The following is a 7,442-nucleotide window of genomic DNA, read 5'->3' on the forward strand; positions in this document are numbered from 1 at the left end:
AGAAAACAGAGGCCAAAATCGGCGTCAACATTCTCAACAAAATGACCGAGCTTGGCCGCGCTAAGTTCGAGGCCGTCGCTTGACCTGAAGTACGGGTAAGGGCAAACTCAACCCAACCGATGACCCGTGCAACAAGGCCCCACCGGCGTCCGCCGGTAGTCGTTCACTTTTCCATCCTCTCCGATAAATGGTCCACAGACCACCATCTTGATACATTGCGATGCCGCCAAGGGGAGGGCGGCAACCACCCCATCCTTAGTACCTCGAAAAGCATATCGCCAATCCTACCGACGCCAGTCGGTAATGGTTTAGCCTGCGCTATTCCCGTGAAATCGTGCCAGGAATGATTTAAGTCGCTTATTCTCAGGAGCAATCAAAATATCCTTAGGAGAACCCTGCTGCTCGATCAAACCGGCATCCATGAAGATAACTTTGTTCGCGACATCGCGCGCAAATGCCATTTCATGTGTCACAAGAACCATTGTCGCCCCTTCTTTCGCGAGTTTTTGCATTACTTCAAGAACCTCGCCAACCAATTCGGGATCGAGTGCGGACGTTACCTCATCAAACAATAGTACTTCTGGTAACAGTGCTAGGGCGCGTGCAATTGCAACCCGTTGCTGTTGGCCGCCTGATAAATCCTGCGCATGTCGGTCGTCCATGCCGGATAGGCCGACAAGATCCAAATAGTCTCTGGCAACTTTTCTGGCCATATCTACTGGCTTTTTCTGTACAACAACTTGCCCCACCATAACGTTTTCTAACACAGTCTTGTTCTGAAAAAGATCAAACTGCTGAAAAACCATCCCAAATCGTGAACGAAAGAGCGCAAGTTCTCGGCCATGGGGGATTGTTCTGGGGTTGTCGTAGTTGATTTCCTGATTGCCCAGCCGCACTTTTCCGGCCGTGGGCGTTTCGAGATGATTAATGCAGCGCAGTAACGTTGATTTTCCACATCCTGATGGGCCGATGATTGCGACGACCTCACCGCTGTTTACTTCCATACTTACACCACAGACAGCCGCTATCTCGCCGTAATTTTTGCGAACATTGGTCAATTCAAGTTTAGCTTGACCATTTGATGCATCAGTTTCCACGGCGTGCCTCCAGTTTTTTTCCCCACTGGGTCAGCGGATAAAGTAGTATGAAATATGCAATCGCAACGCCAGTATAGACTTCAAGCGGACGGTATGTATCAGACACAACCAGATAGCCTGTATACATCATGTCAGGGACTGCAACCACATACAGTAAAGCTGTGTTTTTAAATTGAATTACTGACTGGTTGACTAGCGGTGGAGTCATGCGCCTAATCGCCTGTGGAAGGATAATATGCCACATCATCTGTGGATATGTCATTCCGACTGCCCGTGAAGCCTGCCATTGGCCCTTATCGATCGACTGGATGCCACCACGAAAGATTTCAGTTGCAAAACAACCCATGTAAAGAGTCAACCCGACACCCGCCGCCAGCCAAGCAGGCATGTCTATTCCAGTCAGGATCGGCAATGCAAAATAGAACCAGACAATTTGGACAAGGACAGGAGTACAGCGAAACACCTCGACATAAATATGGATGGGTAAAGTTAGCCACCAGCGTTTCGCCAGTAAGCCCATACCACAAATAACACCTATAATCAAACCTCCAACAACGGTTCCTGTTGCGTAAGCCAGAGTGGTCAATACCCCCTTCAACCACCACGCCTCATATCCGGTAAATATGGCCGAAAAATCCCAATTATACATTCAAGTGCCTCTCCATTTGCAACCGTCAGAATCGATCTGGCCGAAAAGGTTCCAAACTTACACTTGGAGCTTTGTTCGCAACCAATTCAGAAATAAGTTTGCCTGTGATACTACCCATCGTGAGGCCCAAATGATCGTGGCCAAACGCAAAGTACGCATTCTTGTGTTTTGGGGATTGTCCGATAGCGGGTTTAGAATCGGGGTGCGACGGTCGCGCGCCCATCCATTTGGTCACTTCTTTTCCCGACAAACCGGGGAACAGGGCTTCACCCTGCCGCCGGACCATATCAGCATTTTGCCAATTGGCCGGGGCGTCGGGCGGAGCAAATTCGGCTACACCGCCGACCCGTACGCCGTAATCCATCGGGGTTACAGAAATGTGGCGATCCACTGAAATGATCGAACTGTTCACCTTTGTATCCGACCCATGGAACATGGTGTGATAACCTCTCTCAGCTTCCAGGGGAACGTGCGAGCCAAGATCTCGGGCCAGCTTTCGTGACCAGACACCCGCCGCTATGACGACCGCATCGACTGGCATGTCGCCTTGATCTGTTATCATACCTCTAACCCCCTCGGGCCCAAATTTGAAACCCCGGACGTCGCGGCGAAATAAAGTGCCGCCTCGCGCTTCAAACAGCCGTGCCAGGGCTTTCACCAGTTCGCCGGGATTATAGGTATGCACCAGATCAGGAATACGGATCGCGCGGACCACATTTTTGGTCAGGGATGGTTCAAACTGTCTGGCTTCATTGCCGTCAAGATAATCCATTTTCACGCCATTTCGACACCGGATATCAAATGCATATTCAGACTCACGAAATGCTTCTTCGCTTTCGAATGTGAATAGCAAACCGGACCGATTCATCAGCTTTTCCGCGCCGGCTTCGTTGACCAGCGGGTCTAATGTTTCGTGAACCTTTTCCAAAAGACTTTGCCGCGCTTTAGCGATTTCTTCAACACGCTCTTTCTTCGTATTGGAAATATATTTTATGAACCAAGGCAAGGCGCGTGGTGCGTGGCTCCAGCGTAGTTTAAGCGGAGAGTCCTTATCTAGTAGCATTCCGGGAACTTTTCTCAGTATACCAGGCATTCCCGGCGGCACGCAGGACGCAATCCCAAAGCAAGCCAGATTCCCGAACGACGCGGCGTTACCAGGCAGATCTCTGTCAACCAGCGTAACCTTTAAACCTTCATTCTGAAGGTGAAGTGCGCAGCAGGTGCCCACCATACCCGCACCTATTACCGTGATGCTTTCATGCTTTATCATTATGCGTAGTTCTCATTTGAACTATTGGTGGAGTGAGTTACCCGAACCCGTTGCCAGGTTCAGGCGGATTGTAAGATGATGCCATTAGGCGATTAAGTTATTCTTTAAAACTAACTGAATCCGGAATCTCTGTGATTCCGCTATAGTCCAGCATACCCTGCTTCATCCGGTTTTCGTTGTGGCCCAGCTTGTTGTTCCACTCGGCCCACCAGTTCAGAAAGTTCTTGAACCTTGGGTCTGATTCAGACGGAATACCAAAGTATCCAGGCAAAGAAGCGCGCGGCTGGGGATTTTCAAAAGAGCCCAGACCTGGGTTCTTTTCTTTGGCAATCATACTCGACAGAACCGTCGTTGTAAATGCATCTGCCCGACCTGAAGACACAGCCAAAATGATCTGTGACAGCTCTTTGAACTGGACTTGTTGTGCCAATGGAGCGTTCTGGCTTAGCAAAAGCTGGTCAGACGAACCGGTCATAACAGCAATTTTTACGTCAGGATTATTATAATCTGCCCAATCACGTGCTTCAAACCCAGGACGGTTCACCGTCACCCAGCCGATGTGGTAAATTGGTCCCGCAAAGTCGATCGCGGTCGCACGAACAGGCGTCGCCTGCATCCCAGCCGCGAGATCAACCTTACCAGTTGTAATCGCAAGGACAAGTTCTCCGAAACCGCCAACTTCGACAAATTTTAGGTCAACTTTCATTTCCTTTGCGACATCACGCGCCATTTCAACAAGGGCACCACCCCATTCATTTGTCGCCGGATTCTTTACAAAATATGGGGCGTAGCTGAATACGGCAAAACGCAATTCGTTTGTGCGCTGGATTCGTTCCCAAGTGCTTTCTTGCTGAGCCGCTGCTGAGCCGGCCAATCCAATCGTTAGCATGACGGCTGTCAACATGCCCACGAGACTTGTCATTATCTTAGTCATCTTTTTCTCCTTGGTTGATATATTATGAATCTACTTTTCATTTTCTTGGGGAATTGCTGCAAGAAGAGATGCCAGTCGGTCAACAGATTCGGCATCGAAGATTTTTCTCGCATGCGCTTCCAGCTTTTCTCGCCGTTCGAGACTTGCAACTTCGCCGACAACAGTATTGAATTTCTTGTCCAAATCGACTTGGGATAGAGGGTTTTCCGGGTATCCGCGTGCTGTATCGCCCCTGCGTTTCACGGTTCGGCCGTCGGCCAGGTTCAATGTAATTTCACCGATATAAAACTCTGGGAATTTGTCGTTGAATTCTCCAAAATCACGGGTCACCGTAGTGTTTTTGGCCAACCTTGCGACTTCTTCATTTTCAAGTCTGCGATCAGTGAAGAGGTCGAGATATGACAGTCGCCCCATGGCGACGCGAACTGGTAAAATGTATTGGGCGCTATGGCCTTTCAACGGATTGTCATCGACACAATGCGCGCCAGCATCCGGGAACCGAAGATCAATGCTTAGCACATCATCCGACGTCAGAGAATAATCTGTCAACAGGGATTCGAGCGCATCAAGTGCAGGATGAAGGAAGGAGACGCAGGGAAAGGGTTTGATCGCAAGCTTCAAAACCCCGTCCCAGACCAATCCCAGATTGGCAGTCAGCGGGTCGGGGTTTCCGACACGGCTATATGCCTTCAAAAAATTGTGACCTCCATCAAAGATCCGATCTGGGGCACCAAAACCACTTTGCGCCAGCAGTGCGGCGGTCACGCCATTACGTGCGGCCATACCCATTTGGAATGGCCGCGCGTCTTCGCGTGGATCATCCTGCCATGCCAACATTCCTGACGCCTGCAATCCGGCCAATCCGAGTGTAGCAACACACTGCTCTTCGTTTAGATCAAGCAAGTACGCTGCGGCCGAGGCGGCTCCAAAACATCCAGCTACAGCTGATGGGTGAAAGCCAAGATCGTACAATTCTCGTGGACCCAAGGCCATTGAAACACGATATGTTATTTCGCATCCCAAAATAACCGCTGTCAGAAATTCACGGCCGGATTTTTGATTGGACTCACACAAGGCTAAGGCGGTCGGAATCATCACAGCAATTGGATGCAAGATTGCTTCAGGATGATGAGGTTCAAAGTCGGAGGCATATCCAAGCGTGCCATTCGCAAACACAGCATTAACCACGTCGACCTTGACTCCCTGACCAATAAGGGTGGCGACGCCAGCCCCGCCATGAGTCTTTGCAAAACTCCCCATGCCGGATGAGGCTGTAACGCTATAATGAGTTGCTGACGCCAGCACTCCAATGCCATCGAAGGCGAGCAATTTGGCGTAGTCAATCAGATCAGCGGGCAACAGGTCAGTGTTCAATTCAGATATAAATTTCGCAATTCTCCGCGTGATCGGCGCGACACTTGTCATGGACTAGCATACCTTTCGCTCACTTCGATGTCGGATTTAGTCTGCCTATTTATGCACTTGAAGGGATATACCAAATTGTATATACATCTGAATACAGATGGTCAACTTGAAACTTCGACCCATGTGGGCCGCCCGCTTTGTAAGGAAGTTATGTGTCGATAGGCCCAATTGGTAACTCTATGGACTGGACCGAAGACATGTCCGAGTGAACATAGTTTCGCGCTTTGCGGGAATGCCACAATGCCGTTTCGTGACGCGCTTTATCGGTTGGATCGGGAAAACGACGATACCTAGTCTCGCGATCATCTAGGGGAGGCGCGACGTATATCTTGCCGAGGCTTGCGGAGACTAATGAACCCTCAAACCCGATGTTGGCCATCACTTCTGATGAGGGTGCCCACTCGGCGGGCATTCCGTAAGCTCATTGAAAATCCGGGCGCCTTGGACGCCGCATTAAGAAAAGCTGTGAACCGTGGTGTGCCCGCACTTGTCGATATCATCAGCCAACCCCTTGTAGGATGCGAACGCATCAGTCAGTGAATGGATAGCTTAATATGAACGACCACAAAATTAAGGACATCCTTGTCCACGTTATCCACATCCCCGCTAAGGCCGTGCATTCCCATGGCAGCGGCGATGTTTCTGGAATAAACTCGGTTATACTCGAAATTGTATCGGATACCGGACTAACCGGATGGGGCGAGGCATCGCCTTGGCCAGTTTTTACCGGAACGACCCAAGGCAGTGCCGCCGCTCTGCATGTGCATCTGCGTCCGCACTTGATCGGACAGGACCCGGTGCAGGTTGAAAAACATATGAACATGGCCGGCAAAGTCATTGTTGGTCATAACGAAGCAAAAGCTGCGCTTGAAATGGCCTTACTTGACCTTACAGGTCAGATTTGCGGCCTGTCCGTGGCTGAACTCGTGGGGGGGCGTCAGCGCGACGACATGGCCATGAGCTTTTCTGTCGCCAACCCTGATTTTGGCAAAGATTTAGAAGACATCGCGGAAATGTGGAAAGATGGAGTTAGGCTTTTCAAGTTAAAAACCGGCTTTTCAGAGCACTCATTCGATTTAATGCGCCTTGAAAAGTTGCGAAAAATATACGGCGATGCTGTCAGCATTCGTGTTGACTACAATCAAGGCTTGCCCGCCTATGACGCGCTGCGCCGGATCCGTGATTTAGAAGCTTTCGCGCCGGCATTCATCGAACAGCCGGTTAAAATGCATGAACGCGAGGCACTCGCTGAAATCACTCGTGCAGTGGATACGCCGATTATGGCGGATGAATCCGTTTTTGACTCGAAGGATGCGTTCTATGGCGCAAAAATCCGTATCGCCGATATTTTTGCGCTGAAGATCATGAAGGCAGGCGGAATCCGCAAGGCACTCGAAGTTGCGGCTATTGCGCGTGTCGCGGGTATAGAGGTGTATGGCGGATGCATGTTTGAAACCGGTCTGGCCCATGCCGCAGGCGCACATTTGATGGCCGCCGTGCCTGATCTTTTGCTTGGCTGTGAGTTCTATATGGCCAATTATTATGCCAAAGAAGATATCCTGACGGCCCCCTTCCCGGTCAAAAATGGTCGCGTTCATGTGCCCAAAGGTCCGGGGCTTGGCGTAAGCGTCGATCCCGAGATGCTCGCGAAATACCGATTGGAGCTTTTTGAATGACCAGCAAGACGCGGTTTGCCATCTGCGGGTTCGGGAGTGTTGGAGAGCAGATCGCCCGAAAAGTGCTGGCTGATAGCAGCGGAAAGTTGTAAATTTCGGCGATTGCGGCCCGCGACTACATCAGGGCCCGCGCAAAATTTCTGTCTCTTGGCCTAGATGTGCCGATCATCTCCGCAGCCCGGGCATCGATGTCATCGCCATTTCAATGTTGCGGTATCCATTACCGACCCGAAAGCCCAAACAATCAAAGCTTCCGATATCTTTGTCAAAGCGCTTGAAGCTGAGGGACGGTATTCACCGGCGTTGTTGCACGGATCCTATCGGATTTGTTAGAAGTCGGCTTTCCTGATCGATTGGATACCGCTGATGCCGCATAAGTTCAACGCATCGC

General features: G+C 50.5%; 6 protein-coding genes. 1 reads left to right on the plus strand and 5 read right to left on the minus strand.

The genetic code is table 11. The annotated features are described in order from the left end of the window. Positions 1-308: 308 nt before the first annotated feature. The 5 genes from ACESNI_RS15035 to ACESNI_RS15055 form a co-directional block, all read right to left on the minus strand. Complete coding sequence (locus tag ACESNI_RS15035; RefSeq protein WP_373088395.1) at positions 309-1,097, minus strand: amino acid ABC transporter ATP-binding protein; 789 nt, start codon at positions 1,095-1,097, stop codon at positions 309-311. Next, the gene (locus ACESNI_RS15040; RefSeq protein ID WP_373088398.1) at positions 1,087-1,746 is read right to left on the minus strand and encodes an amino acid ABC transporter permease; all 660 of its coding nucleotides are present in this window, start codon (positions 1,744-1,746) and stop codon (positions 1,087-1,089) included. Before ACESNI_RS15040 ends, ACESNI_RS15035 begins: the two co-directional genes overlap by 11 nt. 25 nt (positions 1,747-1,771) lie before the next feature. After that, complete coding sequence (locus tag ACESNI_RS15045) at positions 1,772-3,016, minus strand: NAD(P)/FAD-dependent oxidoreductase (protein WP_373088401.1); 1,245 nt, start codon at positions 3,014-3,016, stop codon at positions 1,772-1,774. 97 nt (positions 3,017-3,113) lie between these two features. Continuing rightward, entirely contained in the window at positions 3,114-3,950 is an 837-nt protein-coding gene (locus ACESNI_RS15050) for a transporter substrate-binding domain-containing protein (RefSeq protein WP_373088404.1), read from the minus strand. Positions 3,951-3,980: 30 nt separating this feature from the next. Further along, complete coding sequence (locus ACESNI_RS15055; RefSeq protein WP_373088406.1) at positions 3,981-5,375, minus strand: MmgE/PrpD family protein; 1,395 nt, start codon at positions 5,373-5,375, stop codon at positions 3,981-3,983. 554 nt (positions 5,376-5,929) lie between these two features. On the opposite strand from ACESNI_RS15055, the gene ACESNI_RS15060 reads away from it, so the two are divergent. Continuing rightward, entirely contained in the window at positions 5,930-7,051 is a 1,122-nt protein-coding gene (locus tag ACESNI_RS15060; protein WP_373088408.1) for an enolase C-terminal domain-like protein, read from the plus strand. Positions 7,052-7,442: the final 391 nt, after the last annotated feature.

The sequence above is a fragment of the Sneathiella sp. genome (genome assembly GCF_041689005.1).
Taxonomy (GTDB): domain Bacteria; phylum Pseudomonadota; class Alphaproteobacteria; order Sneathiellales; family Sneathiellaceae; genus Sneathiella.

Excerpts from the sequence above, each read along its gene's own strand:
- ACESNI_RS15040 (WP_373088398.1), bottom strand. The coding sequence starts at position 1,746 with ATGTATAATTGGGATTTTTCGGCCATATTTACCGGATATGAGGCGTGG.
- ACESNI_RS15045 (WP_373088401.1), bottom strand. The coding sequence starts at position 3,016 with ATGATAAAGCATGAAAGCATCACGGTAATAGGTGCGGGTATGGTGGGC.
- ACESNI_RS15050 (WP_373088404.1), bottom strand. The coding sequence starts at position 3,950 with ATGACTAAGATAATGACAAGTCTCGTGGGCATGTTGACAGCCGTCATG.
- ACESNI_RS15055 (WP_373088406.1), bottom strand. The coding sequence starts at position 5,375 with ATGACAAGTGTCGCGCCGATCACGCGGAGAATTGCGAAATTTATATCT.
- ACESNI_RS15060 (WP_373088408.1), top strand. The coding sequence starts at position 5,930 with ATGAACGACCACAAAATTAAGGACATCCTTGTCCACGTTATCCACATC.